Source organism: Glutamicibacter sp. NPDC087661 (genome assembly GCF_044743275.1).
GTDB lineage: Bacteria > Actinomycetota > Actinomycetes > Actinomycetales > Micrococcaceae > Glutamicibacter.
Genome location: NZ_JBIUWE010000001.1, coordinates 1,156,672 through 1,183,386 on the forward strand (window position 1 = coordinate 1,156,672; position 26,715 = coordinate 1,183,386).

The 26,715-nt window shown below is 60.5% G+C and carries 28 protein-coding genes and 2 tRNA genes; 6 read left to right on the top strand and 24 right to left on the bottom strand.

Features of this window, described 5'->3' with window-relative positions; translation table 11 throughout:
- Window positions 1–126: 126 nt before the first annotated feature.
- The 7 genes from ACIOTN_RS05510 to ACIOTN_RS05540 all read right to left on the bottom strand — a co-directional run bounded on the left by ACIOTN_RS05510 (window position 127) and on the right by ACIOTN_RS05540 (window position 3,846).
- Entirely contained in the window at window positions 127–420 is a 294-nt protein-coding gene (locus ACIOTN_RS05510; protein ID WP_402734985.1) for a transcriptional regulator, read from the bottom strand.
- Window positions 407–1,069, bottom strand: coding sequence for a hypothetical protein (locus ACIOTN_RS05515; RefSeq protein ID WP_332489097.1), 663 nt, complete (start codon window positions 1,067–1,069; stop codon window positions 407–409). The genes ACIOTN_RS05510 and ACIOTN_RS05515 overlap by 14 nt, the downstream gene beginning before the upstream one ends.
- Before the next feature lie 258 nt (window positions 1,070–1,327).
- Window positions 1,328–1,936 (bottom strand): class I SAM-dependent methyltransferase, encoded by a 609-nt coding sequence (locus ACIOTN_RS05520; protein WP_332503844.1) that lies wholly within the window; start codon window positions 1,934–1,936, stop codon window positions 1,328–1,330.
- A gap of 112 nt (window positions 1,937–2,048) precedes the next feature.
- Window positions 2,049–2,124, bottom strand: a tRNA-Val gene (locus ACIOTN_RS05525).
- A gap of 662 nt (window positions 2,125–2,786) precedes the next feature.
- Window positions 2,787–2,862 (bottom strand) — tRNA-Val (locus ACIOTN_RS05530).
- Between the two features lie 115 nt (window positions 2,863–2,977).
- Window positions 2,978–3,430: a redoxin domain-containing protein gene (locus ACIOTN_RS05535; protein WP_332498654.1), complete on the bottom strand. Its 453-nt coding sequence runs from the start codon at window positions 3,428–3,430 to the stop codon at window positions 2,978–2,980.
- Window positions 3,430–3,846 carry a DUF3052 domain-containing protein gene (locus tag ACIOTN_RS05540; protein WP_105657750.1) on the bottom strand — a complete coding sequence of 139 codons (417 nt, stop codon included), beginning with the start codon at window positions 3,844–3,846 and terminating at the stop codon, window positions 3,430–3,432. Before ACIOTN_RS05540 ends, ACIOTN_RS05535 begins: the two co-directional genes overlap by 1 nt.
- A 362-nt stretch (window positions 3,847–4,208) precedes the next feature.
- Here ACIOTN_RS05540 and aceE point away from each other — a divergent pair, with 362 nt between their 5' ends.
- The 6 genes from aceE (at window position 4,209) to ACIOTN_RS05570 (ending at window position 12,023) form a co-directional block, all read left to right on the top strand.
- Window positions 4,209–6,953 carry a pyruvate dehydrogenase (acetyl-transferring), homodimeric type gene (aceE, locus tag ACIOTN_RS05545; RefSeq protein ID WP_105657749.1) on the top strand — a complete coding sequence of 915 codons (2,745 nt, stop codon included), beginning with the start codon at window positions 4,209–4,211 and terminating at the stop codon, window positions 6,951–6,953.
- Window positions 6,954–7,109: 156 nt separating this feature from the next.
- Window positions 7,110–8,321: a CdaR family transcriptional regulator gene (locus tag ACIOTN_RS05550; protein ID WP_105657748.1), complete on the top strand. Its 1,212-nt coding sequence runs from the start codon at window positions 7,110–7,112 to the stop codon at window positions 8,319–8,321.
- A 176-nt stretch (window positions 8,322–8,497) separates the two neighbouring features.
- On the top strand, window positions 8,498–9,421 hold the full coding sequence (locus tag ACIOTN_RS05555) for an ACP S-malonyltransferase (protein ID WP_402734876.1): 924 nt from the start codon (window positions 8,498–8,500) through the stop codon (window positions 9,419–9,421).
- A gap of 219 nt (window positions 9,422–9,640) precedes the next feature.
- Complete coding sequence (locus tag ACIOTN_RS05560; protein WP_105657746.1) at window positions 9,641–9,886, top strand: acyl carrier protein; 246 nt, start codon at window positions 9,641–9,643, stop codon at window positions 9,884–9,886.
- Window positions 9,887–10,006: 120 nt separating this feature from the next.
- Window positions 10,007–11,254, top strand: coding sequence for a beta-ketoacyl-ACP synthase II (fabF, locus tag ACIOTN_RS05565; protein ID WP_105657745.1), 1,248 nt, complete (start codon window positions 10,007–10,009; stop codon window positions 11,252–11,254).
- A 193-nt stretch (window positions 11,255–11,447) separates the two neighbouring features.
- Window positions 11,448–12,023, top strand: a complete 576-nt coding sequence (locus ACIOTN_RS05570) for a dihydrofolate reductase family protein (RefSeq protein ID WP_105657744.1) — start codon at window positions 11,448–11,450, stop codon at window positions 12,021–12,023.
- 6 nt (window positions 12,024–12,029) lie between these two features.
- On the opposite strand, the gene ACIOTN_RS05575 is transcribed toward ACIOTN_RS05570, so the two are convergent.
- From ACIOTN_RS05575 to rpsP, 17 genes are all read right to left on the bottom strand, one after another.
- Window positions 12,030–12,416, bottom strand: coding sequence for a VOC family protein (locus ACIOTN_RS05575; RefSeq protein WP_402734877.1), 387 nt, complete (start codon window positions 12,414–12,416; stop codon window positions 12,030–12,032).
- A 298-nt stretch (window positions 12,417–12,714) separates the two neighbouring features.
- The gene (locus ACIOTN_RS05580) at window positions 12,715–13,218 is read right to left on the bottom strand and encodes a DUF3145 domain-containing protein (protein ID WP_402734878.1); all 504 of its coding nucleotides are present in this window, start codon (window positions 13,216–13,218) and stop codon (window positions 12,715–12,717) included.
- A 141-nt stretch (window positions 13,219–13,359) separates the two neighbouring features.
- Entirely contained in the window at window positions 13,360–14,355 is a 996-nt protein-coding gene (locus tag ACIOTN_RS05585; protein ID WP_402734986.1) for a tyrosine recombinase XerC, read from the bottom strand.
- Between the two features lie 33 nt (window positions 14,356–14,388).
- Window positions 14,389–15,633 carry a DNA-processing protein DprA gene (gene dprA / locus ACIOTN_RS05590; protein ID WP_402734879.1) on the bottom strand — a complete coding sequence of 415 codons (1,245 nt, stop codon included), beginning with the start codon at window positions 15,631–15,633 and terminating at the stop codon, window positions 14,389–14,391.
- 8 nt (window positions 15,634–15,641) lie between these two features.
- The gene (locus ACIOTN_RS05595) at window positions 15,642–17,201 is read right to left on the bottom strand and encodes a YifB family Mg chelatase-like AAA ATPase (RefSeq protein ID WP_332595131.1); all 1,560 of its coding nucleotides are present in this window, start codon (window positions 17,199–17,201) and stop codon (window positions 15,642–15,644) included.
- The gene (locus ACIOTN_RS05600; protein WP_402734880.1) at window positions 17,198–17,560 is read right to left on the bottom strand and encodes a YraN family protein; all 363 of its coding nucleotides are present in this window, start codon (window positions 17,558–17,560) and stop codon (window positions 17,198–17,200) included. Before ACIOTN_RS05600 ends, ACIOTN_RS05595 begins: the two co-directional genes overlap by 4 nt.
- Window positions 17,561–17,721: 161 nt before the next feature.
- Window positions 17,722–18,042: a DUF2469 domain-containing protein gene (locus tag ACIOTN_RS05605; RefSeq protein ID WP_105657739.1), complete on the bottom strand. Its 321-nt coding sequence runs from the start codon at window positions 18,040–18,042 to the stop codon at window positions 17,722–17,724.
- Window positions 18,042–18,767: a ribonuclease HII gene (locus tag ACIOTN_RS05610; protein ID WP_105661214.1), complete on the bottom strand. Its 726-nt coding sequence runs from the start codon at window positions 18,765–18,767 to the stop codon at window positions 18,042–18,044. The genes ACIOTN_RS05605 and ACIOTN_RS05610 overlap by 1 nt, the downstream gene beginning before the upstream one ends.
- Before the next feature lie 11 nt (window positions 18,768–18,778).
- Entirely contained in the window at window positions 18,779–19,483 is a 705-nt protein-coding gene (gene lepB, locus ACIOTN_RS05615) for a signal peptidase I (protein ID WP_286134539.1), read from the bottom strand.
- A gap of 164 nt (window positions 19,484–19,647) precedes the next feature.
- Window positions 19,648–20,235, bottom strand: coding sequence for a hypothetical protein (locus tag ACIOTN_RS05620; protein ID WP_402734881.1), 588 nt, complete (start codon window positions 20,233–20,235; stop codon window positions 19,648–19,650).
- A gap of 173 nt (window positions 20,236–20,408) precedes the next feature.
- A complete protein-coding gene (locus ACIOTN_RS05625; protein WP_402734882.1) occupies window positions 20,409–22,616 on the bottom strand; it encodes a S1 family peptidase in 2,208 nt (735 codons plus the stop codon).
- Window positions 22,617–23,040: 424 nt separating this feature from the next.
- Window positions 23,041–23,688 carry a signal peptidase I gene (gene lepB / locus ACIOTN_RS05630; protein ID WP_402734883.1) on the bottom strand — a complete coding sequence of 216 codons (648 nt, stop codon included), beginning with the start codon at window positions 23,686–23,688 and terminating at the stop codon, window positions 23,041–23,043.
- 13 nt (window positions 23,689–23,701) lie between these two features.
- Window positions 23,702–24,061, bottom strand: coding sequence for a 50S ribosomal protein L19 (rplS, locus tag ACIOTN_RS05635; protein ID WP_105657733.1), 360 nt, complete (start codon window positions 24,059–24,061; stop codon window positions 23,702–23,704).
- Window positions 24,062–24,311: 250 nt separating this feature from the next.
- Window positions 24,312–25,136 carry a tRNA (guanosine(37)-N1)-methyltransferase TrmD gene (gene trmD / locus ACIOTN_RS05640; protein WP_402734884.1) on the bottom strand — a complete coding sequence of 275 codons (825 nt, stop codon included), beginning with the start codon at window positions 25,134–25,136 and terminating at the stop codon, window positions 24,312–24,314.
- 3 nt (window positions 25,137–25,139) lie between these two features.
- The gene (rimM, locus tag ACIOTN_RS05645) at window positions 25,140–25,682 is read right to left on the bottom strand and encodes a ribosome maturation factor RimM (RefSeq protein WP_402734885.1); all 543 of its coding nucleotides are present in this window, start codon (window positions 25,680–25,682) and stop codon (window positions 25,140–25,142) included.
- Between the two features lie 155 nt (window positions 25,683–25,837).
- Complete coding sequence (locus ACIOTN_RS05650) at window positions 25,838–26,080, bottom strand: RNA-binding protein (protein WP_038991490.1); 243 nt, start codon at window positions 26,078–26,080, stop codon at window positions 25,838–25,840.
- 2 nt (window positions 26,081–26,082) lie between these two features.
- Complete coding sequence (rpsP, locus tag ACIOTN_RS05655; protein WP_402734886.1) at window positions 26,083–26,493, bottom strand: 30S ribosomal protein S16; 411 nt, start codon at window positions 26,491–26,493, stop codon at window positions 26,083–26,085.
- Window positions 26,494–26,715 lie beyond the last annotated feature (222 nt).

Consider the following 26,715-nt stretch of genomic DNA (forward strand, 5'->3'; position numbering starts at 1 on the left):
ACCTTCTCCAGCCTAATGGGCCGCGCAGATGATTCACCTGTCCCGGGCCTCTGCATTAGCTGGCAGATTTTCCCGGTTCCTCCCCGGCTGCGCAATTGCGTGTATCCTTGCACGTTCGTCCGACGATCACACCGTATCCAGCAATGCGCGAAGCTGTTCCTTGTACTCTTCGAAGGCGGTTCGCCCAGCGCGGGTCAAGGCAATGTAGGTCACTGGGCTGCGCCCCTCCAGGATCTTGTCCACCTTCACGTAGTCACCGTCTTCCAGCTTGCGCAAATGCGTGGCCAGATTACCCGAGGTCATCGACAGCAGGCCCTGCAGCTTGGGAAACGAGATGCTGTCCCCGGCCCGCAAGGTGTCCAGGACCGTGACGGTCCTCAGCCGTGCCTGGGCGTGGATCAGCGGGTCAAGCTCCTGCATGCCCACCCCGGATCAAGGCTCCTGAGACCAGTTCCGGCTTGCTGCCGTGCAGCAGGCCCAGCACGATGAATCCCAGCCCGCCAACTGCACCGGCCAAGAGGTTATGCGGTGCCGGCGCGGCCAGTGAGAGCAGGGCAATAGCCAGGATCCAGGACCCGAAGACCAGCTGGGCCCGGTCGTTGAAGAGCACCGAGCCGGCAACCACGAGCACGCCGATCACCAGGCACAGGCCGGTGAGGGCAAAAGTCGCCATGCCCATTGAGCTCAGCCCCTCGGCATGCAGCCGCCAACCGAGCAAGGCGGTGATGATCATGCCCAGACTGAAAGTGTTGCCGTAGATCGCCCCTTGCGCCATCGACGGACCTTTGGTCCCCGAACCGCGCTTGGCCGAATGCACGCCGGAAGTCACGATCGCGATGAGGAATGAGGCAACTGCGGTGCCGATGCCAACCGCCGGCGGCAGCAGCGGCGAGCCCTGCGGCGCGAGTGCCAAGTAGAGCCCGAGGAAGGCAATGATCCAGGCACCGCCCCAGATGGAGAACAGCAGTTGCTGGTTCGGGCTCATGCCCTCGCGGGCTTGCTGTGCATCCGATTCGATTCCACGCAGAATGCGAGCCGGGTCGATGTCATTGCTGTTCGTGTTGTCCATGGCGCACTGCCTCCTTCGGCGATCACCGCCTCCGAGCCGCAAAGCAGTACGTGATGAAAACCACTTTGCATTACAAAGTTCAAGATAGCGCTAACGACGGCTTACCGCAAGAGGCGCATTCTGGCAGCTGCGCCTAATCGCACCCCGCCGTTTTCGACCCACGGCAGAAGCCGCAGGCCAGAGGCCTTTCAAGAGCAATTGCACGTCGCATGGAAGCGAAGTGGCTTTTTTCCTGCAGTGTTCGGGTCGCGCTTGGAGCTATTTGCGCCCGAGTACGGCGACCAGGAAATCGGCGGCAGGCAAATGGAAGCTCCAGGTCGAATAGCGTTGCTGCAGTGCCAGCCCCGCCTCCAAAGCGTCGGCCTCGAAGTCATCGAACCCGTAGCCGCGTCCCGAGCCGAAGCCGATGATCATGCGCCCGTCTGCCGCCAGATGCCCGCGCAGTTGCTGCAGCGCCGGGCGGCGTTCGGACTCGGAGAGGAAGGTGACGACATTGCCGGCAGAAACTATCAGGTCGAATTCCTGGTTCTCCCCCGCTGCGTCAGCGATGGTGAAGTCAGCCAGATTGCCGACCTGCCATTGGGCTTTGGGGTAATCTGCCCGGGCAACATCGATTAAATGCGGGTCGAGGTCCACGCCAACCACTTGGTGCCCTTGCTCGGAAAGCCAGCCGCCGATCCGCCCGGTCCCGCATCCGGCATCCAGAATTCTGCTGCCCCGGGCAACCATCGCGTCAACGGCGCGAGCTTCCCCGAAAATATCCTGGCCTTCGGCGGCAAGCGTGCGCCAGCGCTGGGCAAAATTCTGCGAGTGGTCCGGGTTCTTGCGAACGGTGGCGAGCCAAAGGTTTTCTTCTGGTGCAGTCATGCATCCAGTTTCGCACTTTCGCTGGCATTCGGCGATTGGCTGGCGCCGGCCGGGAATACGAAGAAGACCGCTTCAATCACTCTTTCCAGAGTGATTGAAGCGGTCTTCGTTTTGGTGGGCCCTACCGGGATCGAACCGATGACATTCACGGTGTAAACGTGACGCTCTACCAGCTGAGCTAAAGGCCCTCCTGCAGTGTGTGAAATCGGGAAGTTTCTTTCCTTCAGTCCTTCGCTGCAACAAGTAATAATCTAATGCATCCCGAACTGACTTGGCAAATTGAAATGGAGGTTTTCATAAAAGAGTGCCGAGCGTCACCACATCGCCTGATCTTGGAACCTACTCTCCAGTGGCGTTGCCGGCAAGTTCGAGGCTGTTCGCATGCACGGGTAATCCGCAATCGCCAGCATCGCCCCCACACCTGCTTATTCCCCGCTGCACCACTGGGACCAGCGCCACCGAGGCGCGAGCTCAGTCCAGCGCGGAAGAACACGAGGCGCCTGGATCTGCGGACTTGCCCCGCAGGTGGAAGCGAAGCAGCTCGATGAGCGATAGCACGTACCAGGAAGCGGTGATCGAAGACGACCCCGCCACCCTCCACGGGGCATTGGAAAACAGCGATGCCAGATCGCTGTACCGGGTTCGCAGATTCGAAGCACCCTCCGGTGCCGCGCAAGGGCCACCGGCTCAGCCACGCTGGCTTCGGACGACAATGCCAGGAGTCCAGCGTCATCGAGGATCAAATATTCCATGAAGCCGGCACTATGGGCACCGCAGGACTTGCCCGAGTGGAAAAATCGCCTCAAGGAGACAAAAAATCCCCGATCCGAATGGATCGAGGATTCTTATTTGGTGGGCCCTACCGGGATCGAACCGATGACATTCACGGTGTAAACGTGACGCTCTACCAGCTGAGCTAAAGGCCCTTACCATGTTCGCTTTTGCAAGCCAACGAGGAATAACTCTACACAGGTTTCTGCGTCCGGGCAAATCGGTGAGCCGACTTTTTTCGTGAACTGGAGCACAGCCCATATCGGCACGCTAAACGGCGCGTTCCACTGCCGCCTTGTAATCATCAATGCTTCTTGGCTGCGTCATCTCGCTGCGGAAAATATCGCGCACTTCACCGTCAACCAGGTACAGCGTCAATCTGGCCGCGACCCCACGCTCAGGGTCAAAGGCGTCGGCCTGTTGCGCCACCGCCCCATGAGGCCAAAAATCGGCCAGCAGCTCGAAGTCCAAGCCAAGCGACTGCGCATAGTTGCGCAGGGTGAATTTATGGTCCACCGAAATGGCCACGATGCGCACCTGGTGCTGCGTGAAGAATTCGTAGTGCTCTTGGAGTGTTGCCAGTTCCGACCCGCATACCCGCGAAAATGCCCAGGGATAAAAGACAACCAGCACCCGGCCGCTAGACAGCCCGGTACTGGTTATCGTTTCGCCGTACTGATTTTCCAGCGAGAAGTCGAACAGGCGTGAACCTGTTTGAATCATTAGTTCTTCTTACGCGGGGCGAGGCGGATTGCGGACCAATCCTCCGAAACGCCTTCACTAGTAGTTACATGCAGGCCAGCGGTTGGCGCCTCCTGCTGGATAAGTGCTGGGGATACATGTCCCTCGCGGCCCTGCTTAGGAGTAAGCAGCCAAACGATGCCACTCTCGTCCAAGCAGTTCAGCGCGTCCATCAATGCGTCAACTAGATCTCCATCGCCGTCGCGCCACCAGAAAATGACTGCGTCGACAACGTCATGGTCCTCTTCGGTGAGCAGCTCTGAACCAATCAGGTCCTCGATCGATTCGCGCAGATCGTAGTCCACGTCATCGTCGTAACCCAGTTCCTGAATAAGGTCTTCATTAGCGAAGCCCAATTTTTTGGCGGGCTCCAAGTTTGCCGATACGGCGTCGCTCACTTCATTCCTCCTGCTGGTGCAAAGCGTTACTACCAACGAAACACGGTTTTGCCGCTCCGTTCAAGCGCTACAGCGATAACACGCCGAACAAATATAACCCACATTCCAGTGACCCGCATCATATTGACATGGCCATCGGGAAGTTAGCTCCCGTACCTAGTTGCGCAAGTCACTTCAAATATCTGATTTAAACCGGTTTTTGCTGGAAAACGCGCCACAAAACTGGATCGTTTAACACTAGAGTTGCATATGAACCGGCAGTGCACATCATTCCAGTGCTACTGCACCCGTTGTCCCAATACCGATGCACCGCAGCGCAAAACTGCACAGCGTCGGAGCCGCAATTCAATCAAGGAGCTTCCGTGGCTGTAGAGGAACACATCTCCCAGATCCGTAGCGGGTTGACTTACCAGCTGTCCGATCGGGATCCTGAGGAAACTCAGGAATGGATGGACTCGTTTGACTCCCTCGTAGAGACCCAGGGCACCGAGCGTGCCCAGTTCATTATCCGCTCGCTGCTGCAGCGTGCAGGTGCCAAGTCCGTGGGCGTGCCTCACGTGACCACCACCGACTACGTGAACACCATTCCTGTGGACCAGGAACCAGAATTCCCGGGCGATGAGGCCATCGAGCGCCGCTACCGCGCCTTCATGCGCTGGAATGCCGCCATCATGGTGCACCGCGCCCAGAACCCTCATATCGGCGTTGGCGGGCACATCTCCACCTACGCCGGTGCAGCGACCCTGTATGAAGTAGGTTTCAACCACTTCTTCCGCGGCAAGAACCACCCAGGCGGCGGCGACCAGGTCTTCTTCCAGGGCCACGCCTCGCCAGGCATGTACGCCCGCGCATTCCTCGAAGGCCGCCTGTCCGAAGAGGACATGGACGGGTTCCGCCAGGAAAAGTCGAAGGAAGGCCACGCGCTTCCTTCCTACCCTCACCCGCGTTCCCTGCCTGACTTCTGGGAATTCCCAACCGTCTCGATGGGCATCGGCCCAGCTAACGCCATCTACCAGGCGCAGCTGAACCGCTACCTGCAGAACCGCGGCATCAAGGACACCTCGGACCAGCAGGTCTGGGCCTTCCTGGGCGACGGCGAAATGGACGAGCCGGAGTCGCGCGGCTTCCTGCAGCTGGCCGCCAACGAAAAGCTGGACAATCTGAACTTCGTCATCAACTGCAACCTGCAGCGCCTTGACGGCCCGGTTCGCGGCAATGGCAAGATCATGCAGGAACTGGAAGCCTTCTTCCGCGGTGCCGGCTGGAATGTCATCAAGGTTGCTTGGGGCCGCGAGTGGGATGCCCTGCTCGAAGCAGACAAGACCAACGCGCTGGTTGACATCATGAACCAGACCCCGGATGGCGACTACCAGACCTACAAGGCTGAGTCCGGCGCATTCGTTCGCGAGCACTTCTTCGGCCAGCGTCCGGAAACCAAGGAATTGGTTGCCGACATGAGCGACGACGAGATCTGGAACCTGAAGCGTGGCGGCCACGATTACCACAAGGTCTACGCCGCCTACAAGGCTGCTGCGGAGTTCAAGGGCAAGCCGACCGTCATCTTGGCCAAGACCGTCAAGGGCTACGGCCTGGGTTCGCACTTCGAGGCTCGCAACGCGACCCACCAGATGAAGAAGCTGACCATGGAGGACTTGAAGAAGTTCCGTGATCACCTGCGCATCCCTATCACCGACGAGCAGCTCGAAGCGGACCTCTACACTCCTCCGTACTACCGCCCAACCGAGGATTCGGCTGAGTACAAGTACATGATGGAGCGCCGCGAGGCCCTGGGCGGTTCGGTGCCTACCCGCCGCCAGGAAGCTTCGAAGAAGCTGGCCCTGCCAGGCGAGAAGACCTACGCGATCGCCAAGCGCGGTTCGGGCAAGCAGCAGGCGGCCACCACCATGGCCTTCGTGCGCCTGCTCAAGGACCTGATGCGCGACAAGGAATTCGGCCACCGCATCGTGCCGATCGTGCCAGATGAGTCCCGTACCTTCGGCATGGACTCGTTCTTCCCGACTGCGAAGATCTACAACCCGGGCGGCCAGAACTACCTGTCCGTGGACCGCGATCTGGTCCTGGCCTACAAGGAATCCCCTCAGGGCCAGCTGATCCACCCGGGCATCAACGAGGCCGGCGCTGTCGCAGCCTTCACCGCTGCCGGCACCAGCTACTCGACCCACGATGAACCGCTGATCCCGATCTACGTGTTCTACTCGATGTTCGGCTTCCAGCGCACCGGCGACCAGTTCTGGGCAGCCGGGGACCAGATGACCCGTGGCTTCATCATCGGCGCTACCGCCGGCCGCACCACCCTGACCGGTGAAGGCCTGCAGCACGCAGATGGCCACTCGCCAATCCTGGCCTCGACCAACCCTGCTGTGATCACCTACGATCCGGCCTACGGCTACGAAATCGGCCACATCATGCGCTCCGGCCTGGAACGCATGTACGGCGGAACCCACGCCGATCCGAACGTGATGTACTACCTGACCGTGTACAACGAGCCGATCAGCCAGCCAGCTGAGCCGGAGAACGTTGACATCGAAGGCATCATCAAGGGCATCCACCTGCTCAAGGAAGCTACCACCGACGGCCCGCGCGCACAGCTGCTGGCCTCGGGCGTGGCCGTGCCATGGGCGCTGGAAGCCCAGGCCATCCTGGCCGAGGAGTGGGGCGTTTCGGCTGATGTCTGGTCGGTCACCTCGTGGAACGAACTGGCCCGCGACGGCCAGCGCGCCGACGCCGACGTGCTCGTGGATCCATCGAAGCCGCGCCGCACCCCGTACGTGACCTCGAAGCTGGAGTCCACCCCGGGCCCAGTCATCGCGACCACCGACTACATGCGCGCCGTGCCCGAGCAGCTGCGCCCGTACGTGCCAGGTGAATTCCACACCCTGGGCGCGGACGGCTTCGGCTTCTCGGACACCCGTGCCGCGGCCCGCCGCTTCTTCAAGATCGATGCGCACTCGCTGGTCGTGCAGACCTTGCAGTCGCTGGTTGAGCGCGGCGAAATCCCTGCGGACACCGCAGTGAAGGCGCACGCCAAGTACGACCTGAATAACGCCAACGCCGGCCAGTCCGGCAACGCTGGCGGCGACGCCTAGGCCCCAGGGTCCAGGTGCCCGGAGCTTGCTCCGGCGCCGCATTGAGCAGCTGCCCGATGACGAGGTTTTCCTCGTTGCCGGGCAGCTGGCTCATTTAATCTCACCTTTACCTGCTGTGCCGGGCGCGGGGGAAGAAAAGAAACTAAGCTGGAACCCATGAGTCCTGAAATGGATGCCGCCGCAGCTCCGAAGAACCGTCCCAGCCGATCCCAGGCACCCAGCAGTGAAACGCTCAAGCGACTCAAAAGCCATATTGGCGTCCTGTCCACCACCGCGCTGAAGTACCTGGACCAGCAACTGCCCTGGTACCGATCGCTGGCGCCCAATGAGCGCGCCGCCTTGGGACTGATCGCCCAGAAGGGCATCTCCACCTTCGTTACCTGGTACGAGGATCCCTCCTCCACCCCGTCCTGGGTGGTGACCGATGTCTTCGGCGCCGCTCCCACGGAGCTGACCCGATCCATCTCCCTGCAGAAGGCCTTGGGCCTGTTGCGCACCATCGTGGAAGTGGTCGAATCCCAGGTGCCCGACATCGCCGCCGAGCATGAGCAGGCAGCCCTGCGCGAAGCGGTGCTGCGCTATTCGCGCGAGGTCGCTTTCGCCGCCGCCGATGTCTATGCCCGCGCCGCCGAAACCCGCGGCGCCTGGGACTCGCGCTTGGAGGCCCACGTGGTCGACGCGGTGCTGCACGGCGAGGCCCACGACTCGCTCTCCTCGCGCATTGCGGCCATTGGCTGGAAGTCGCAGAAGAATATCCGCATCCTGGTGGGCACCACCCCTTCGTCCAACCCGGCCACCTTCGTCTCGGCCCTGCGCCGTATTGCCATCCGCTACTCGCGCGATTCGCTGGTGGGCGTGCTCGGCGACCGCTCGGTGCTGATGCTTTCGGACACCAAATTCGAAGAAGCGGATCTGAGCCGGCTGACCCGGTTCTTCGGTCCCGGCCCGCTGGTCTACTCCCCCATGGCTCCGACGGTGAAGGAAATGCACCACGCCGCGGTGGCAGCCGTGGCGGGATTCAGCGCTGCCAAGGCCTGGCCGCAAGCGCCGAATCCGGTCGGTGCCGATGACCTGTGGCCAGAACGCGCCTGCAACGGCGATGAATTGGCCCGCACGGCGCTGGTGGACCAGGTCTACATTCCGCTGCAGCAGGCCTCCAATGGCCTGGCTGAAACGCTCTCCAGCTACTTGGCGCTCGGCCACTCGCTCGAAGGCACCGCCCGGGAACTGTTTGTCCATGCAAACACGGTGCGCTACCGGCTCAAGCGGGTCAGCGAAGTCACCGGTTGGGATCCACTGGTTCCCCGGGATGCCTTCGTCCTGCAAACCGCGCTGCTTTTCGGACGGCTCCACGAATCGAACTTGTAGGCTTCAACCAAAGAGCGTCGAGCTCCCGACATCGATAATTCCGAGTTGATCGCGCATTACAGCGGAATTCAGCTTCTGGATACGCTAGGCTTTTGTAGAGATCCTACAAACAGTCACCACGAGCTTGGTACTCAAATGAAGCGCCAAAAGCTCCCAACATTTGGAAAGCTGTAAGAGTGTTAGCAATCGTTTGCCCCGGACAGGGCTCCCAGACCCCAGGTTTCCTCACCGAATGGCTCGACGTCGATGGCGTGGCCGAGCATTTGCAGGCGCTCAGCTCGATCACCGAGCGCGACCTCACCGCCCACGGCACCACCTCCGATGAAGAGACCATCAAGGACACCGCCGTCGCCCAGCCGCTGATCGTCGCTGCCGGCCTGGTCACCGCCCGTGCGCTCTTTGGCAGCTCGCTGCCGGCAGGCGCCGTTGTGGCCGGCCACTCGGTTGGCGAGATCACCGCGTCGGCCCTGGCCGGCGCGCTGGACGAAGCTGACGCCATGAATTTCGTGAAGGTCCGCGCCAACGCCATGGCCGAAGCCGCTGCGGCGGCTCCGACCGGCATGGCAGCAGTGCTCGGCGGCGACCCGGATGAGGTCCTGGCCATGCTCGACGAACTGGGCCTGACCCCGGCCAACGCCAATGGCGGCGGCCAGATTGTGGCCGCAGGAACCATGGAGCAGCTCGCGGCCCTGGGCGAGAACCCGCCGGCCAAGGCTCGCGTGATCCCCCTGAAGGTTGCCGGCGCATTCCATACCGCGCACATGCAGCCCGCAGTTGGCATCCTGGAGGAACTGGCCGGAACCATCACCCCGAAGGAACCAGCGGAAACCCTGCTCTCGAACTTCGACGGCAAGGCCGTAGCCGATGGCCAGGCGAACCTCGATTCGCTGGTCGCCCAGGTATCGCGTCCGGTCCGCTGGGACCTGTGCATGCAGACGCTGGCCGAAGCTGGCGTGACCGGTGTGCTGGAACTGGCACCGGCCGGAACCCTGGTGGGATTGGCCCGCCGCGGGCTCAAGGGCGTGAAGACCCTGGCGGTGAAGAGTCCAGCGGATCTGGAAGCTGCCAAGGCGTTCATCGCCGAGCACACCGCCAACTAGGCTTTTGCGCCGTTCACAGATTGTGCACGCCGGGAACGTCATGTTGCGTCCGCCGAGCGCGTCTCTGGCCTAAGCTTTAAACCGACGAAACGTGCCGCGCATTCTTGATGCGCCACCAAAGTTTCATTAAGCCGGCTGGAACCGGTTCCTGGAAACAGGATCTGCGCCCAGCCACAAAAATGACCGGAGTCCTCCGGCTAAGAAGAAAAGGAGCCATCCATGGCTAGCAACGAAGAAATCCTGGCGGGCCTCGCCGAAATCGTCAACTCCGAGACCGGCCTGGACGAAGCAGACGTGCAGATGGACAAGTCCTTCACCGAGGACCTGGACATCGACTCGATCTCGATGATGACCATCGTCGTTGAGGCTGAGGAAAAGTTCGAGGTCAAGATCCCTGACGAAGAGGTCAAGAACCTGAAGACCGTCGGCGACGCCGTCAACTTCATCGCTGCGGCACAGGCCTAAGCTTCCCGGCGTTTTTCGCCACACCGTTGTGCGGGCAAGCCGCGCACACCGGCCGGTACGTCAAGCCGGCCCCCTGAATTTCCAAGCACAGTTCTTATTCGCACAGTAGAGAGTTTGATGATGGCGCGCAAAGTAGTGATCACCGGTCTCGGAGCCACCACCCCAATCGGCGGGGACGTCCCCACCCTATGGGCAAACGCCCTCAAGGGCGTCTCCGGCGCCGTAACCCTGGAAGATGACTGGGTTAAGGAATACGACCTGCCGGTCACCTTCGCCGCCCGCGCTGCTGTGCAGCCGACCGAGGTACTCTCCCGCCCGGAGACCAAGCGCATGGACCCATCGACCCAGTTCGCTGTGGTTGCGGCCCGTGAAGCCTGGGCCGACTCAGGCCTGGTCAAGGAAGAGATGGACCAGAACAAGCTGGCCGTTGCCTTCGCTACCGGCATCGGCGGCGTCTGGACCCTGCTCAACGCCTGGGACACCCTGCGTGAAAAGGGCCCACGCCGCGTCCTGCCCATGACCGTGCCAATGCTGATGCCTAACGGCCCAGCAGCTGCCGTGTCGCTGGACCTGGGTGCCGCCGGTGGCGCGCATACCCCGGTTTCGGCTTGCGCTTCGGGTACCGAAGCGATGCACGTTGGCCTGGAACTGATCCGTTCGGGCAAGGCCGATGTGGTCATGGTCGGTGGCGCAGAAGCCGCGATCCACCCCATGCCGATGGCCGCCTTCGCGTCCATGCATGCACTCTCCCGCCGCAACGATGATCCGACCAAGGCTTCGCGTCCCTACGACACCGACCGTGATGGCTTTGTCATGGGCGAGGGCGCTGGCGCGCTGGTACTGGAAGCCGAAGAGCATGCAATCGCCCGCGGCGCACGCATCTACGCCGAGCTGGCAGGCTCCTCGGTCACCTCCGATGCGCACCACATCACCGCACCGGATCCAGAAGGCATGGGTGCAACCCGTGCGCTGAAGGCTGCCATGTTCGATGGCCGCATCCAGCCAGAGGACGTAGTCCATGTGAACGCCCACGCAACCTCCACCCCAGTTGGCGACAAGCCGGAATACGCTGCGCTGAAGAACGCCCTGGGCGATCACCTCGAGAACGTGTGGGTATCCGCGACCAAGTCACAGATGGGCCACCTGCTGGGCGCTTCCGGTGCCGTGGAGTCCGTGCTGTGCGCACTGGCCATCTACAACCGCAAGGCCCCGGTGACCATTAACCTGGACAACCAGGATCCAGAGATCCCGTTGAAGGTCGTCACCGGCCAGCCTGCGCAGCTGCCTGCAGAGGGCTCCATCGTTGCGCTGAATAACTCCTTCGGCTTCGGCGGCCATAACGCCGTGGTCGCCATCCGCAGCGTCTAGCCGTTCCGGCAGCTGCAGGCGAGCGCGCCACTGGGCTGGTTGAAGATTACTCTTCAACCAGCCCAGTGGTCTTTAACCCCGAAAGAATTGGCTCAGAGCCATTGCTTCGGTCCTGACATGTTCGTTAAGCTCAAGTACCGCCTCACGTCGGAGGCAACTGCCGGTACTTGCCACGAACAAAGGATCCCTTCCCATGCGCACCCTGATCGCAACTTCCTTCGTCTCCTTGGACGGTGTCGTCCAAGCCCCGGGCGGCGAACCCGGCTACCGCAATTCAGGCTGGACGATGAACTCGGTCGAGTTCGACCCCGCCGCCTACGAACTGAAGGGCGCCGAGCAAGAAGAAGCCAGCGCCATGCTCTTGGGCCGGCACAGCTACGAGGCCTTCTGCGCGGTGTGGCCCTCGATGACCGAGCAGTTCCCGCAGTACAACGCGATGCCCAAGTACGTGCTCTCCACTACCTTGCGGGAGAAGGACTTGGCCGGGAACTGGGGCGAGACTGCGATCTTGCGCTCGGTCGCCGATGTGGCGCGGCTTCGAGCCGGCGACGGCGGCCCGATCAGTATCCATGGATCGGCAACGATGGTCCACTCGCTGCAAGAACATCAGCTCATCGACCAGTACAACCTGCTGGTCTTCCCGGTTTTGCTTGGTGCAGGCAAGCGCCTTTTCAGCGACGCCAGCCTGGACGCGCAGAAGCTGGCCCTCATTGATTCGCAGGTCTACTCCAACGGCATCCAGAAGAACGTATTCAAGGTTCAGCGCTAGCTGGTCCTAGGTGGCTGCGGGCAGGTAAGGCCGGGTGATCAATTCCAGGTAGTGCCCGGAAGGATCAAGCAGGTAGACTCCCCGGCCGCCGTGTTCATGATTAATCTGCCCTGGCAGCTGCCGTTGGGGATCGGCCCAGTGCTCCATTTTCCCCTCGCGGATAGTCGCGTAGGCGCGGTCGAAATGCTCATCATCGAGCAGGTAGGCATAGTGCTGCGCTGGGAAGTCCATCGGTGGTGCAGCGAATTGAAGCAGCACCCCGTGGGCCAGGCTGATGTTGGTAAATGGTCCCCAGCTTGATTCCGCGCGTGCTTCGAGCAACTCAAGATAGAACTTTGCCATGCGTTGCGGGTCGAGTGAAGCGATGATGGTGTGGTTGAACTGTGCGGTCATGTCTCCCTTTCGTGGTTCAGATGTGCTGTTCTTTGGTGGAATGCATCTGGCACGGGAGGGCCGCGGATCAGGGAACGACCAGTTTGCCGTTCCGGGAGTGGCCGCATGCGGCCTGACTGGTCTTCATCGCCATCGAGCATAGCACTGCGCTTCGGCACTTCTCCACAACCGCAGTTTTTAAAGCAAGAAGTGGGATCCCCGGCATGGGATCCCACTTCTTTTGGGTAACAACCCCGCACCATCGGGGTTGTATCTGAGTGTCTGTTGATAAGTCACTCAGGGACTAGATAACCAGTTGCTAAACCACCTGGTTGAGCCATCGAACAGGCGCGTCTTCGCCTGCGTGACGGAAGGGTTCAAGTTCTTCATCCCAAGGCTCGCCGAGAGCGATGGACATCTCCTGGTAGAAGACCGAGGGATTGCCGTCGCCCTTTTCATAGGCCCACCGGATGCGTTCTTCGCTGACCATGACGTTGCCAGCGCAATCAACCGTGGCGTGGAAGATGCCAAGATCAGGGGTCACGGACCAACGGCTGCCGTCGGCACCCGGGCTTGGGTCTTCGGTGATTTCGAAACGAAGATGCTGCCAACCATGCATCTCACTGGTCAGCAAAGCGCCGGTACCTTGCGTACCTACCCACTCGATTTCGGCGCGACAAAATCCGGGTGCGACGTGCTGTTCGGTCCACTCCATTTTTACTGGAGTGCCGAGCACGGACCCGATTGCCCATTCCAGATGTGGGCATAGCGCTGCAGGGGCGGAATGAATATAAATCACGCCTTTGGACATCGGTGCAGACATGCCATCCTCCGTTGCGGTGTTGATCGTCTTCCCCTACGTCAACATCGTTCCGGTGCCATCGCCGCCGATACTTCCATTTTGCCCGATGAAGAGGCCTTTCGCCACCCAGAAAGGCTATTTTTGCAGATTGGTACCAAATAGTCAGGCTCGCGGATGGGCTTGGCGGTAGCTTTGCCTCAATCGGTCAACCGAAACGTGAGTATATAGCTGGGTTGTTGCCAGCGAAGCATGCCCGAGGAATTCCTGGACGGCACGCAAATCTGCGCCGCCATCCAGCAGATGCGTGGCTACGGTGTGCCTTAACGCGTGCGGGCCGCTGGCAGCGGTATCCCCCAGCGATTGCAAGGCCTTGGAAATGACCTCGCGTGCCTGGCGTACATTCAAACGCGCACCGCGCACCCCTACGAGCAAAGCGCCTTGAGCTTCCTGGCGGGCCAGGACCTTGCGATGCGACCGAATCCACCCGATGATCACGCGCTCTGCGGGCTTGCCAAACGGAACAACCCGTTCCTTGTTGCCCTTGCCGAGAACCTTGACGGTGCGTCGTTCGAAGTCGATGTCGTCAACGTCCAAGGCCACGAGCTCGCTGATACGCAGGCCGGATGCGTACAGCAACTCGGCGATGACTTTATCGCGTGCCGCTACGGCCTGGCTCTTGGCATCGGGGGCAGGTTCCGGCTTGCTCTCGCTGACTTCTTTTCCAGCAGGCGGCTGGGCTGTTTCGGAGAGCAAGCGGTCGATCTGGCTTGGTTGCAAAACATGCGGAAGACGCCGTTCCTTCCTGGGCGCGGCCAGCCGCAGGGCAGGGTCCGCGTCGATCAGCTGATGCTTCAGCGCCCACGCGAAGAAGCTCTTCACCGCAGAGATCCTGCGGGCCAAGGTGGTGCGGGAAATCTGCGATTCATGAAGCTGTGCCAACCAATCGCGGAGCGTATCAACTGAAATCTGCTTGAGGCTCGGATCCTGCGCATGGTGGAGCAAGAACTGGCCGAGGTTCCGCAAATCCACTTCGTAGGCTCGCAGGGTATTAGTGCTGCGGCCGCGTTCGCGTTGCAGGTACTCCAGGTAGTCTGCCACCGGCTCAGCGAATTTTGCTGACGTCGCATTGCTGGCGTGCGTCGTTGATTCTTGCTTCATCACTATTGAGGATACCCTCAGCTGCGTCACCGGTCAGTTTTGGCGCACCAACTTCCATGCCAGGCCATCGGTGGCAGCCATTTGCAGTGTCTCCAATCGATTGATGGCGCGTAGCGTCTGGATCAGCGGCACCCCGCTGCGGGCAGAGATCTCATCGACCAGCAATCCTTTGGTGAAGGACATGATGTCGTACACCATTGCTTCGTCCCTACCCAGGATGTCCGTCGGGCGTTGCTGAACTTTGGCACTTCGCGGCTCTGCTTGGCAGTGGTGGCCAACCAGGCCCAGCGCATCTTGCGGGCTGGCGAGCAAGGTAGCACTGCCTTCTGCAATCAATCGGTGGCACCCTGCGGAGTTGGGCGCGAAAACGCTTCCGGGAACGGCCGCTACATCGCGTCCCAACTCGACTGCATGGCTGGCGGTGTTCAGCGCTCCTGAGCGGTGGCGCGCTTCGCTGACGATAACCAGCCTGCTCAATGCCGCGATCAGCCGGTTGCGGTTCAGGAAGCGGAAGCGTGCTGATGTGGTTCCGGGAGGCACCTCTGAGATCAGCACGCCGCGAGCAATAATCTGGTTGAGCAGGTTGCTGTTGCCCGAAGGGTAGAGCCGATCGATGCCGCCAGCCATAACCGTGATCGTTGGCGGGTTCGGATGCTGCCAATCGTCCACGCTCAGAGCGGCCCGGTGCGCGCTGGCGTCAATGCCGTAAGCGCCACCCGAGACAATGGTGTACCCGTTCAGGGCCAGGGTCCGGCCAAGATCGAAGGTGACTTGATCACCGTAGTCACTGGCATCGCGGGAGCCGACGATGGACACGCTGCGCGCCAGCTCTTGGCCTTCGAGCAATTGCGGGTTCGCTGAACGCCACCACAGGCACAGGGGACGTCCCAGTTCCAGGTCGGCTAGCTGTCGCGGCCACGAAGCATCGTCCGGGATCAGCAATCCGCCACCCGCGCGCGCAGCGGCATCCAAGGCTCCCGCCGGGTTGCTCAGCGACAGGCGCTTTCTCCATCGGGCCAAGGCTACCCTCAAGTCTTGTGCGCCATCCCCGGGCGGGTGGAATCCGAGGATTCCGTCGACCGGCGCTTTGAGCGCGGCCGGGTAGAAATCCTCCCGCTGGATCAGGCGCAGCAGTTCCTGTGGGCTCATCAGTTCCAGCAAGGCCGTGGCCACATAGTCGTTGGGCTCGATAAGTTGGTTCAGATGGGCGTAGACCCGGCGCTCCTGGCTGGTTGGAGGCGAGGCTTTTCCGGCAGTGTTCACATCGTTGAAAGTCATGGCCTTACCTAGCTATTTTCCAAGTTCTGGCGAAGGTGAGCGGCGATGGCCAGATCATCCTCGGTCGGTGCTGCATGCCCTTGCTGGTCTGCAACCGTCCACGCGACCCGCAGGAGGCGGTGGATGGCGCGCGCAGATAGCCCGCGTCGTGTGGCGAGTTGTTCAAGCGCCGCCCGGGTCTTGGCCGGGTATTCCAGTTCATTCCTGAGGATCTGAGTTGGTATTTGCGCGTTGCAAGCAATGGAGAACTTTCCCAGCCGCTCCTTGCTGCGTGCCCGGGTGGCCAAGACGCGTTCACGCACCTGTGCACTGGATTCATTTGGTACCCCGCTAAGAAGCTGTGCTTGCGCTACCGGATTGACTCTGACTTGCAGATCCACACGGTCGAGGATGGGTCCTGAAAGCCGGGCGAAATAGCGCCGGCGGGCCATGGGCGTGCAGGTGCACCCGGTACCGGTGCCGAAGTTTTTTCCGCAGGGACACGGATTGGAGGCCATGATGAGTTGGAAACGGGCCGGCAGCCGCTGGTGGCCGCGTATCCGCGCGAGGTTGATATAGCCTTCCTCGATCGGTTGGCGAAGCGCATCAAGTACTCCGGTGTGGAATTGCGCTGCTTCATCGAGGAATAGAATGCCCTGGTGCGCGCGGGTAATGGCCCCGGGAATGAGTTGTGCGGTTCCGCCGCCAATCAGGGCTGAGCGGGACGCGGTGTGGTGCGGCGCCACGAAAGGCGGGGTGCGTTGCAGCTGGTCCAATTCCCCGGATCCGCCCCGAGTAATGGAATGCACCGCGGTGGCTTCAAGGGCTTGCAGGTCATCAAGTGGCGGCAGAATCGATGGCAGGCACTTGGCCAGCATGGTTTTGCCGGCGCCGGCCGGTCCGACCATGATCAGGTGGTGCCCGCCGGCCGCGGCCAGTTCCAAGGCGAGCCGTGCTTCCTGCTGCCCGTTGACCAGGCCCAGGTCCGCATCGCCCGAGGCAGCAGTTCCTGCGGCAGGGCCGGCAGATTCGGTAGGCGCCTGCGGCTGCCGGTGGCGCAGGTAAGTGGTGACCTGTTCGGCTGGGGCTCCGCAGCAGGTGAGGACCTGTCCCAGATGGCGTAGCGCCATGACCTCGATTCCATGCACCAGCCTCGCTTCTGCCCCGTTAGCCTCGGCCACGATCACCCGGTCAAGACCATGGACCTTGGCAAGCTGCACCGCTGGCAGCACCCCGGGTACTGGCCGCAAGGTGCCATCCAAGCCGAGTTCCGCCATGTACAGCGTGCTCGGTGACGCGAACAGCTGTTGATCAGCGGCCAAGGCGGCGATGACGATGGCCAGATCGAAAGCTGATCCATACTTGGGCAGGGTGGCTGGCGAAAGATTGACCGTCAGTTTCCGGTTTGCCAGAGGAATCCCTGAGTTCCTAGCCGCGGCTTTGATTCGTTCGCGGGCCTCGCTCAAAGATGCATCGGGCAAGCCCAGCAGGACGAATCCTGGGATGCCGTTGCCGAGGTCGGCCTCGACTTCCACCAGTGAGGCGCTGACCCCGTGCAGGGCCACTGCGCTGGTCCGGGCGGTGCTCATGAGCGCACGTTCTCATGCAGCCGGCATTCGAACCCTGTTGTTGTCAGATAGACCTCGACGATGTCCACGCGAAGTTCGGCGAGAAACATGCGATGGCATTGGGCCCAGGAAATCAGCAGCCTGTTGAGCCGGCGGAATTTTGCCGCGCTGATCGCCTCGAAGCCTGATCCATAGCGTTGCGAGGACCTCGTTTTGACTTCGATGGCGGTGATCTGGCCGTTGCCGGCTCTTGCTACCAGGTCCAGCTCCCCTGCTGGGCATCTCCAATTGCGATCGAGAATTTCGTAGTGCTGCCCGGTGAGAAATGTGGCGGCAGCTTGTTCGCCATCGGTCCCTAGGCGTTGCTTCGCGGTCTGCATGTTTGCTCCTCGATGTCTGCGATCCGTAATGGAAACATCGTCGGAGAATTATGGTCCACAGCGGCGGCGCCCGCCGCGGAATGTGGACAATTCGCTTTAAGCGAGATCGCCGGCTCTGTTCCAGGAACAGAGCCGGCGATCGAATGCCGCAGTGCCTCGCGTTAGGAGCCCAGCCCATCCTTTGGGATCTGGAACTCGTCAGGGTTCAGTTCTTCGACGTTGACGTCCTTGAAGGTCAGCACCTTGACGGACTTCACGAAGCGCCCTTGGCGGTAGATGTCCCAGACCCACGCGTCGGTGAGGTTCAACTCGAAGTACACTTCCCCGGCGTTGGACAGGGTCTTCACGTCCACTTGGTTGGCCAGGTAGAAGCGGCGCTCGGTCTCGACCACGTAATTGAACAGCCCCACCACGGTCTTGTACTCGCGGTATAGCTGCAGTTCCATGTCGGACTCGTAGTTTTCCAGGTCGTCGGCAGCCATCACTTTGCTTTCTTTGTCGTGGCTTCACCTTGGGCCTGATCAGCACCCGAAGTCAAGTTCCAGCTCTTGCGGTGGTAGTCGCAGGGACCCTGCGCAACGATCGCGGCACGATGCGCAGCGGTGGCATACCCCTTGTTGATCTCCCAGCCGAAGGCCGGATGCTCGGTGGCCAGATCAACCATGATTCCATCGCGTTCGACCTTGGCCAGGATGGAAGCTCCGGCGATCGCCTGGCAGGTCATGTCGCCTTTGATGATGGTCGTCACCGGGATGTGCAGGCCCACGGGTTCGCGGTCATCGGCCAGGATGTCGAAGAGGTCCGGTTCCGGTGCGGTCAGCCAGTCGTAGCTGCCATCCAGAAGCGCCGCCTCGGGCTGTACCGCGCACAGCTCCATGGCCCGCGATCCGGCCAGGCGCAGGGCGCCAGTAACTCCCAGCTCATCGATTTCAGCCGCAGAGGCATGCCCGACGCCGTAGCCCACGGCCCACTGGCGAACTGGATCGACCAGTTCCGTACGGGTTTCCGGGCTCAGCAGCTTGGAGTCGCGCAGCGCTGGGAACTCCGTGACCTGCTCAATATCTATCACCGTCATGCCGACGGTAATCGGACCAGCCAAGGCGCCGCGTCCCACCTCATCGACCGCTGCGATATAGCGGAACCCATGCTTGGCTGCCAAGGCGCGCTCATGTTCTAGCGTGGTTGCCTTGCTCTTCAAAACGGCCATGGGCGGTGCCCCTACTTCGCCACTGCGTGCGGGACGTTGGCGAAGACTTCTTCGTGCGAGTCGACGATGCCCCAGCGCGAGGTTGGCCAAGAGATCACCGAAGCGCGGCCCTGGACGGATTCGAGGTCGACGAAACCGCCCTGGCGATCGGCGTGGAAGCGGGAATCCGCGCTGGCACCTCGGTGATCACCCATCACCCAGATTTTTCCTTCTGGGACGGTCGCCTTGAATTCCATGTCTGACGGGCTGTCGCCGTCAAAGATGTACGGCTCGTCAATGGGCTCGCCGTTGATCGTGATGGCGCCTTCCGCGGTGCAGCATTCCACGGTGTCACCGGGCATGCCGATGATGCGCTTGACCAGGTACTGCTCATCAGCCGCTGGCAGCACGCCGACAAAGGAGAGCGCATTCTGGAACGCGGTGGGGTACTCGGTCAGCGGTGGCAGCCATTCCTGGTCATCGCGGAAGACGACGACGTCGCCACGTTCCAGCTCGAACGGCCCGGGAACCATGAGGTTGGCGAAAATCCGGTCGTTGACCTCGAGGGTATGCTCCATGGAGCCTGATGGGATGTAGTAGGCACGGAAGAAGAAGGTCTTGATCACGAACGAGAGCAACAGCGCGATCGCGATGATGATGACAATCTCGCGGACGAAGCGCCATATTTTGTATAGGGGTCCCCTGCTTGGAGGAGTCTCTGCTGATGCTGCGCTCACGATTCGATTAGTACCTTCCATTGTCGCGTGTAATCCCCATCTTACGTGTCTTGCCAGGCGCAACGGATCATTGCATAGCCACGGCCAGTTGCCCAGAAACGCACCAATGGCCAGGTCCGTCGCCGGGCCTGGCCATTGGTGCGTCCGTACAAGCGGACTGCGGGCTACTGGGTGGCAGCAGGCGACATGATGCCACCGCTCTGCTTGTAGTCCACGGGGATTTCGCCGATGGGCTTCTCAGCTTCAATCAGCTTTTGGACTTCGTCCAGCTGGCTCTTGTCCACCGACAGGGTGATGCCGCCCGTTTCAGGATTCAGCGTGTATGCATGGATGGCAGTGCGCACGGGGTTTTCCTGCTTGCCCTGCCACTTCATGATTTCGGAAATCGCCGAACGAAGCTCCTCGCTGCTGAATCGGACTAGGTGCCCGATGGCCCCGGCTTCTTCAATAGCGGATAGCTGCTCTTCGCTGGTCGTCGAAACATTCAGCTGCCCGTCCTTGATCCAACCCTGGACGTATTCATCGCCCAAGGCTTCGGAGAGCTGGTCATTGGTCTGGAGCAGTGCGTCTTGATCCACGGTGTTCCCGCTCGAGTTTTCTGTTTGCTGCGAGGATTCCGATCCCGTGGCGCTGGCCGTAGCCTGCGCACCTGGATCGGTGCCCTGGCCGCAGCCGGTTAGCAATAGGGCAGCCATGGCGGCAGTAGAGGCCAGCATGATTGGCGTGCGTGAAGTTCTAGCGTTGAAATTCATAATTTACACCTCGGTGATATTCACGTTGCCGCAACGATCTTAGCTTTGAGACTAGTGCCGAAATCGTAGAGCAACCAAGGAACTACATGTGTGCCAAGTAAAAATGCCCCGCTACTTGTTCTCAAGTAGCGGGGCATTTTCAGCAGGACCCAGTCCCGCCGGAACAGAATCCCTTAGCCGTGGCGACGTGCGTTGCGGCGGAACAGCAGGAATGCCGCACCGGCCAGGGCCATTGCGCCACCGGCGGCGATCAGCGGAACGCTGTTCGAACCGGTATCCGCCAAAGGATCGTCCTTCTTAGGAGTTTCCTTTGGAGTTGCAGACTTGCTTGGCTCGTCGTCCTTCTGGTCCTTCGGAGCTTCCGACTTGTCGTCGTCCTCCGAAGCGGAAGGAGAGGTGCTCTCCGATGGCTTGTCGCTTTCGTCCTCGGAAGGCGATGGCGAGGTGCTCTCGGAAGGCTTGTCGCTTTCTTCTTCGGAAGGCGATGGCGAGGTGCTCTCGGAAGGCTCAGTAGTTGGTTCCTCGGAAGGCTCCGTAGTTGGTTCCTCAGTCGGTTCCTCGGTAGGCTCCTCAGTCGGTTCCTCGGTAGGCTCCTCAGTCGGTTCCTCGGTTGGTTCCTCGGTTGGAGTTGGAGTTGGAGTTGGAGTCGGCGCAGCAACGATCACGACGTTGGCGTTGACCCGCTCAGAGGTGTTGAAGCCGTTCTTGGCCACAACGCTGAACGCAAACTTTCCTGGTTCTTCCGGGGCTGGGAACGAGAAGTTTCCTTTAGCGTCCAGCTCAACCTTCTTGTAGAGCTTGCCGTCAACGACCACACGGATGATGGTGCCAGCCGGAGCATTGGCAAGGGTACCGGTGATTGCTTCACCAGGTTCAACTTCAGTACCGTTTTCCACCGTGATGGCAGGGGTATTGATATGGAATTTCAGCGTGTAGCCATCAATGTAGCCCTTGTCGAAGACATCATCGAGCGAGGTGTACATGGCGATGTCATCAGCGGTGTTTTCCTTCAGGTCTTCACCTGCGGCGTTGGCCGAGTTGATGCCTGCCGCCTTGCTGCCTACGAGCATTGGGCCACCGGAGTCACCCTGGTCAAGCACGCTCTGGCCAGGATTTTCAGCGACATAGCCAGCAACTGAACGGTAGGTCTTATCCGAGCCACCAACGAAGAAGACGCCTTCACCGATAATCGGGGAGCAGCTCCAACCGGTCGTACGACCCGAAGAGCAAGCTTCCGACCCAACTAGTGCCTTGGTCGTGCCAGTCACGTTGATAACTTCGTCGCGAGGTTCCTTGCCGTCAGCCCATTCGGACACAGCAGCGTGCAAGTTCAGCGCAGGATTGATGTTATCGATCACCGAGATGTCCGTGCCTGGTTCCAGGTTATTGAACTCTTCCTCGGTCATGGAGTCCAGTTCTTCGGCGGATAGGCCCGAATTACCCGGACCACCGAACTGGTTGAATCCAAAAGTACCCAGCTCGGCACCCAGCGTTGGCGATTGGCCTGGAACCGACTGTTCGGCAAGGCCCAAAATCCTGGTGGCGCCATCTTCCGAGCAGTGCCCAGCCGAGATGATGGCATCTTCGCCCTCTGCGGTCCACGCGGTGAATCCGAGCGAGCAGACGGTCGACGTGCTAGTAGGTGCGCCGGACTTGTCCATTGCGTAACCCAAGGCGCCGTAAATATCCTCTGCGGCGGTGGTCTTGGCAACACCCGAGCTTTCTACACCGTCAACGTGCGTAGCTTCGCTGACGAACTGCTCAACGGTCAGCTTCTCAGGCAGGGAGCCAGCGGACTTGGACTTCAGGTCGTCCGCAGCTTCCTTCTCGTCGAAGCCCTTTGCATAGATCTTCAAGCCATCGTTGGTCTGAAGGATAGCGGTGATGCGCTTCAGTTCCTTCGGCTCGATGTTGGCCAAGAGCTCGGTGTAGACCTTGTCTACGGTCTTGACCTGCGAGTCAACTTCGGTCACCACGATAGGAGCCGGAGCTGCACTAGCCTGGACGATCTCCTTGGCCTTGGCAGCGTCCTTCTTGCTTACGGTGATCTCGGCTTTGCCGTCCTTCACCGAGGCAGTGGCGTCAATGCCTTTCGCATTCAGTTCGTCGCGGACTTTGGAAGCAGCGTCGCTGGTCTCCCCGTCCTTGACGTACTCTTCAACGGACTTATTGAGGTCCTTCTCAATAGCCTTGTCGAGCCCCTCGGTGTCCAGAGCGGTTTCGCTGGCCAAAGGCTTCTCGCTTGCCGTAGCGGACGCAGACGGCGATTCGGAGGCCGTTGGCGCCGCTGCGGCAGGCATGAAGCTAGAGCCGACCACCAAGGCGGTCGCGGCTGCTGCAACGATGCCGCGTTGCGCAGTCTTCTTTTTTGGATGTGGCATTAATGCTTCTCCCAGATTTATGGTGCGAGTGCCCGCGCGTCCCCTTACCTAAGGGCGCGCGCGTAAGCACAGGTGTTGTTACCAAAATGAAACAATACTTGGTTCCGACACAGCTTTTCAACCATCGAATCCAACAAAAATATAAATTCCGGAACCCGTTTCACCTAGTCAAATAGCTCTACCCTCATCGAGCTTGGTTACAACTTACGTGCCAGTAGTATTGGTTTAAGATTGGACTTCTCTTTCTAATCCCTAGTCAGCTTGGTGGATCCTGAGTGTTGTCGCGAAATTTACACACGAATTGCACAGCAAATCGGGTGGGATGGAAATCCATCCGAATTAATTCCATTAACCTAGAAAAATAGCGCCAGATGGGTAGTTCTACCCATCTGGCGCTATCCAAATCGCCGGTTGCTACGGCGTGTCACCTGATTACTGAACGCTGATCGAGCGGCCAAATCACCTCGGTCGCTTTGCCGGTGACGCGCTCGACGCTGATCATTCCGCCGCCGCTTGCGCCCAGCAATGCCCGCGAATCCTTGGAAGTGGAGCGGTGATCGCCCATGACCCACAAGCGGCCAACTGGCACTTCTACGGAAAATTTCTGGTCGCTCGGAGCATCCCCGGCGAAGATGTACTGCTCGTCTGCAGGCTCGCCGTTGACGAGCAGTAGCCCATCGGCGCTGCAGCATTCCACGGTGTCTCCCCCAACGCCAATGACGCGCTTGACGTACTTATTGCTGCTGCCGGTGAGGCTGAACGCCCCCAGCAGATCATCAGCGAAGCTGGCCTTGGCGTAGGGCAGGAACGAGCCGCGGCCATCGAAGACGATGATGTCTCCGCGTTGCGGTTCGGCATCCGAGTAAGCGCGGCGGTCTACGGCGATGCTCTGGCCAGGGTTGAGCGTGGATTCCATGGAGTTGGACTCGATATGGAAGACGTCGATCAGGGTGGCGCGAATGACGATGGCGGCCAGCAGACCAAGAATGATGGCGAGTACAGCGAAGCGCCAGGCCCATGAAAAGGCCCGGCGCTTCATTGTTGCCCGCTCAGTGCGTGCAATCCGGTTCATTGAAGAACGCAGATTACTTCTTTGCGCTGAAGTCGCGCTTCTCGCGGATGCGAGCAGCCTTGCCGTGACGATCGCGCATGTAGTACAGCTTTGCACGACGAACGTCACCCTTGGTCACAACCTCAATCTTGTCGATGATTGGGGAGTGGACTGGGAAGGTACGCTCAACACCGGTGCCGAAGGAAACCTTGCGAACGGTGAAGGTCTCGCCAACACCCTGGCCCTGGCGACCAAGGACGTAGCCCTGGAAGACCTGAACACGGGAGTTCTTGCCTTCGATGATGTTGACGTGAACCTTCAGGGTGTCGCCTGGGCCGAAGGCTGGAACGTCGGAGCGCAGCGAGGCTGCGTTAACAGAGTCAAGAATATGCATAGTGCATCTCCTAGGATCAATGCCGTAGGTCACCGAATCCTCGTAGCGGGGCCCGACACCGGTCGAAACCAGTGAAATCCCCGGAACGTTGTACCACCGATTGCCTCTAGCAAACGGTGCGGCGGTCTTCTGTGGCTCGAACTTCCCCCTGCGGCAGGAGTCGAACAAAAACACACCAAGAAACAATTATGCCGTATCAGCGAAGCCGATGCGAGTTTGCCCGAAATGGCTTTCGAGTGATTTTGGCCTCTTAGTCGCTCTCGGTGCCAGCGCCGGTAGCCCAGTCCAATTCGGACTTGGGGGTTATGGCACCGTCAACGAGCGCGAATCCGCTGTGCCACAGGGCATCGCGGTCCCTGCGGTTCAGGCTCTCGGCATCCAGCTGGGTGATCAGGTCAGGGCGACGCGCTGCGGTGCGCTTGATCTGCTCATCCCGGCGGAACCGTCCCACCCGCTGGTGGTTGCCACCGAGCAGCACTTCGGGGACATCGCGGCCGCGCCAGGAAGCCGGCTTGGTGTACACCGGGTATTCCAGCAGAACATCAGAGTGGGATTCTTCTACCAGCGATTCCGGGTTGCCGATGACCCCTGGGATCAGCCGGGCGATGGCCTCCACCATCACCATCACGGCCACTTCTCCCCCGTTGAGCACGTAATCGCCGATGGATACGGGGATGACGTTGAAGTTCTCGTGCGCGTATTCGATGACGCGCTCATCAATGCCTTCGTAGCGGCCGCAGGCGAAGACCAGGTGCTCTTCCTCGGCGAGGTCATAGGCCATCTGCTGGTTGAACACGGTGCCTGCAGGCGATGGGACGATCAGGGTTGGCTTGGGGCCGCCAGCATCGGCTGGACGCACCGCATCCAGTGCCTGTCCCCATGGTTCTGGCATCATCACCATGCCGGCGCCGCCACCGTATGGGGTGTCGTCGACCTTGCGGTGCTTGTCGGCGGTGAAGTCGCGCAGGTTGGTGACGTTCAGATCCAGGATGCCGTCTTCCGCGGCGCGGCCGATCAGCGACAGCGAGAGCGGCTGGAGGTACTCAGGGAAAATCGAGATGACGTCAAGACGCATGGCTTACTTTTTTCCCTCTTCGTCGCTGCTTTCTTCATCGCTGTTCAAGGTCAGCAGGCCTGCCGGCGGGGTGATGACCACGATGCCGGCTTCCGGATCGACCTCTGGGACGAATTCGTCGACGAAAGGAAGGTAGATCTCCTGGCCGTCAGCGTCTTCGAAGACCAGCAGGTCCTGGGCGGGATTGGTGCGCAGTGCGGTGATGACGCCGACCTGCTCGCCATCGAGCATGACCTTCAGGTCCAGCAGTTCATGCTCGTACCATTCGTCCGAGTCATCTTCCGGCTCGTCGGAAACTTCAATCTCCAGGCGCGCCCCGCGCAGGGTTTCAGCCTGGTTGCGATCGGCGATTTCCTTGAAGGAGAGCAGCAGGATGGTCTTGTTCCAGCGAGCATTCTCGATGGTCAGCGTCTTGACCGGGCCGTCGACGACGATGAGTTCTTCGCCAGCGGTGAAGCGCTCTTCCGGGGTGTCGGTCATGACCTGGGCGGTGACTTCGCCACGGATGCCGTGGGGCTTGCCGATGCGGGCAACCTGCAATCGCATAGTCTGCTGCTCTTTCTGCACTGTGTTCCGTGGCGTGTGCCGGGAGACTGGAATGGAAATTCTAGGGGGTAAACACGAAAGGAGTTTCCGTCACTAGTTAGGACGGAAACTCCTTTCGTTTCGAAGCCAACTTAAAAGCCAGACCTCTAAGTTGCTTAGCCTCGGCGACGGTCGGTATCGATTACATCGACACGTACCGGCTCCTTGGCCAACGCTGCCATCACGGTGCGCAGTGCTCGCGCGGTGCGTCCCTGGCGTCCGATCACACGACCGAGATCTTCAGGGTTCACACGTACTTCGAGCAGGTCGCCGCGGCGGGTGGACTTCAAGGCGACCTTGACGTCTTCCGGTTCCTCGACAACCCCGCGTACCAAGTGGTCTAGCGCGTCAACGAGCACTGTTACTCAGCCTCGGTAGCTTCGGCCTCTGCCTCTTCAGCAGCTGGCTTTTCAGCCTTCTTGGTGATTGCCTCTGGGAGGATCACCGAACCCTTATCAGGAGCAACGAATACTGGCTTAGGCTCGGCAACCTTGTAGGTGCCTTCCTGGCCATCGATGCCCTTGAACTTCTGCCAGTCACCGGTGATCTTCAGCAGTGCGTGTACCTGCTCGGTTGGCTGAGCGCCAACGGACAGCCAGTACTGTGCACGATCCGAATCGATCTCGATAACCGATGGGTTCTCGGTTGGGTGGTACTTGCCGATCTCCTCGATGGCACGGCCATCGCGCTTAGCGCGCGAGTCCATGACGACAACGCGGTAGAAAGGTGCGCGCATCTTACCGAAGCGCTTCAGACGAATCTTTACGGCCACTTTTGTGGTCTCCTGTTTCTCAACATGGTCGAATCCAATTTTTAGCACCTGTGGGGCAGGCCTTACTGGTCGGATTCTAAAAGGACAGGACTCATAGCGGAGAGAGGGGCCACTGCGAATCGAGTACCCTGCAATTATGCCAGAGAGCGTGCGCGGTGGCCAACTCTAATTGGCCCCGCGCGTCGGGCGAAGATCATGAGCTTGCTCACCCTGGGGCCTGCG

Bases quoted from the DNA above. Each gene is read 5' to 3' on its own strand.
- ACIOTN_RS05510 (WP_402734985.1), bottom strand. From the start codon at position 420: ATGCAGGAGCTTGACCCGCTGATCCACGCCCAGGCACGGCTGAGGACC.
- ACIOTN_RS05515 (WP_332489097.1), bottom strand. From the start codon at position 1,069: ATGGACAACACGAACAGCAATGACATCGACCCGGCTCGCATTCTGCGT.
- ACIOTN_RS05520 (WP_332503844.1), bottom strand. From the start codon at position 1,936: ATGACTGCACCAGAAGAAAACCTTTGGCTCGCCACCGTTCGCAAGAAC.
- ACIOTN_RS05535 (WP_332498654.1), bottom strand. From the start codon at position 3,430: ATGATTCAAACAGGTTCACGCCTGTTCGACTTCTCGCTGGAAAATCAG.
- ACIOTN_RS05550 (WP_105657748.1), top strand. From the start codon at position 7,110: ATGAGTCCTGAAATGGATGCCGCCGCAGCTCCGAAGAACCGTCCCAGC.
- ACIOTN_RS05560 (WP_105657746.1), top strand. From the start codon at position 9,641: ATGGCTAGCAACGAAGAAATCCTGGCGGGCCTCGCCGAAATCGTCAAC.
- fabF (WP_105657745.1), top strand. From the start codon at position 10,007: ATGGCGCGCAAAGTAGTGATCACCGGTCTCGGAGCCACCACCCCAATC.
- ACIOTN_RS05570 (WP_105657744.1), top strand. From the start codon at position 11,448: ATGCGCACCCTGATCGCAACTTCCTTCGTCTCCTTGGACGGTGTCGTC.
- ACIOTN_RS05575 (WP_402734877.1), bottom strand. From the start codon at position 12,416: ATGACCGCACAGTTCAACCACACCATCATCGCTTCACTCGACCCGCAA.
- ACIOTN_RS05580 (WP_402734878.1), bottom strand. From the start codon at position 13,218: ATGTCTGCACCGATGTCCAAAGGCGTGATTTATATTCATTCCGCCCCT.
- ACIOTN_RS05585 (WP_402734986.1), bottom strand. From the start codon at position 14,355: ATGAAGCAAGAATCAACGACGCACGCCAGCAATGCGACGTCAGCAAAA.
- dprA (WP_402734879.1), bottom strand. From the start codon at position 15,633: ATGACTTTCAACGATGTGAACACTGCCGGAAAAGCCTCGCCTCCAACC.
- ACIOTN_RS05595 (WP_332595131.1), bottom strand. From the start codon at position 17,201: ATGAGCACCGCCCGGACCAGCGCAGTGGCCCTGCACGGGGTCAGCGCC.
- ACIOTN_RS05600 (WP_402734880.1), bottom strand. From the start codon at position 17,560: ATGCAGACCGCGAAGCAACGCCTAGGGACCGATGGCGAACAAGCTGCC.
- ACIOTN_RS05605 (WP_105657739.1), bottom strand. From the start codon at position 18,042: ATGGCTGCCGACGACCTGGAAAACTACGAGTCCGACATGGAACTGCAG.
- ACIOTN_RS05610 (WP_105661214.1), bottom strand. From the start codon at position 18,767: ATGGCCGTTTTGAAGAGCAAGGCAACCACGCTAGAACATGAGCGCGCC.
- ACIOTN_RS05620 (WP_402734881.1), bottom strand. From the start codon at position 20,235: ATGAATTTCAACGCTAGAACTTCACGCACGCCAATCATGCTGGCCTCT.
- ACIOTN_RS05625 (WP_402734882.1), bottom strand. From the start codon at position 22,616: ATGCCACATCCAAAAAAGAAGACTGCGCAACGCGGCATCGTTGCAGCA.
- lepB (WP_402734883.1), bottom strand. From the start codon at position 23,688: ATGAACCGGATTGCACGCACTGAGCGGGCAACAATGAAGCGCCGGGCC.
- rplS (WP_105657733.1), bottom strand. From the start codon at position 24,061: ATGCATATTCTTGACTCTGTTAACGCAGCCTCGCTGCGCTCCGACGTT.
- trmD (WP_402734884.1), bottom strand. From the start codon at position 25,136: ATGCGTCTTGACGTCATCTCGATTTTCCCTGAGTACCTCCAGCCGCTC.
- rimM (WP_402734885.1), bottom strand. From the start codon at position 25,682: ATGCGATTGCAGGTTGCCCGCATCGGCAAGCCCCACGGCATCCGTGGC.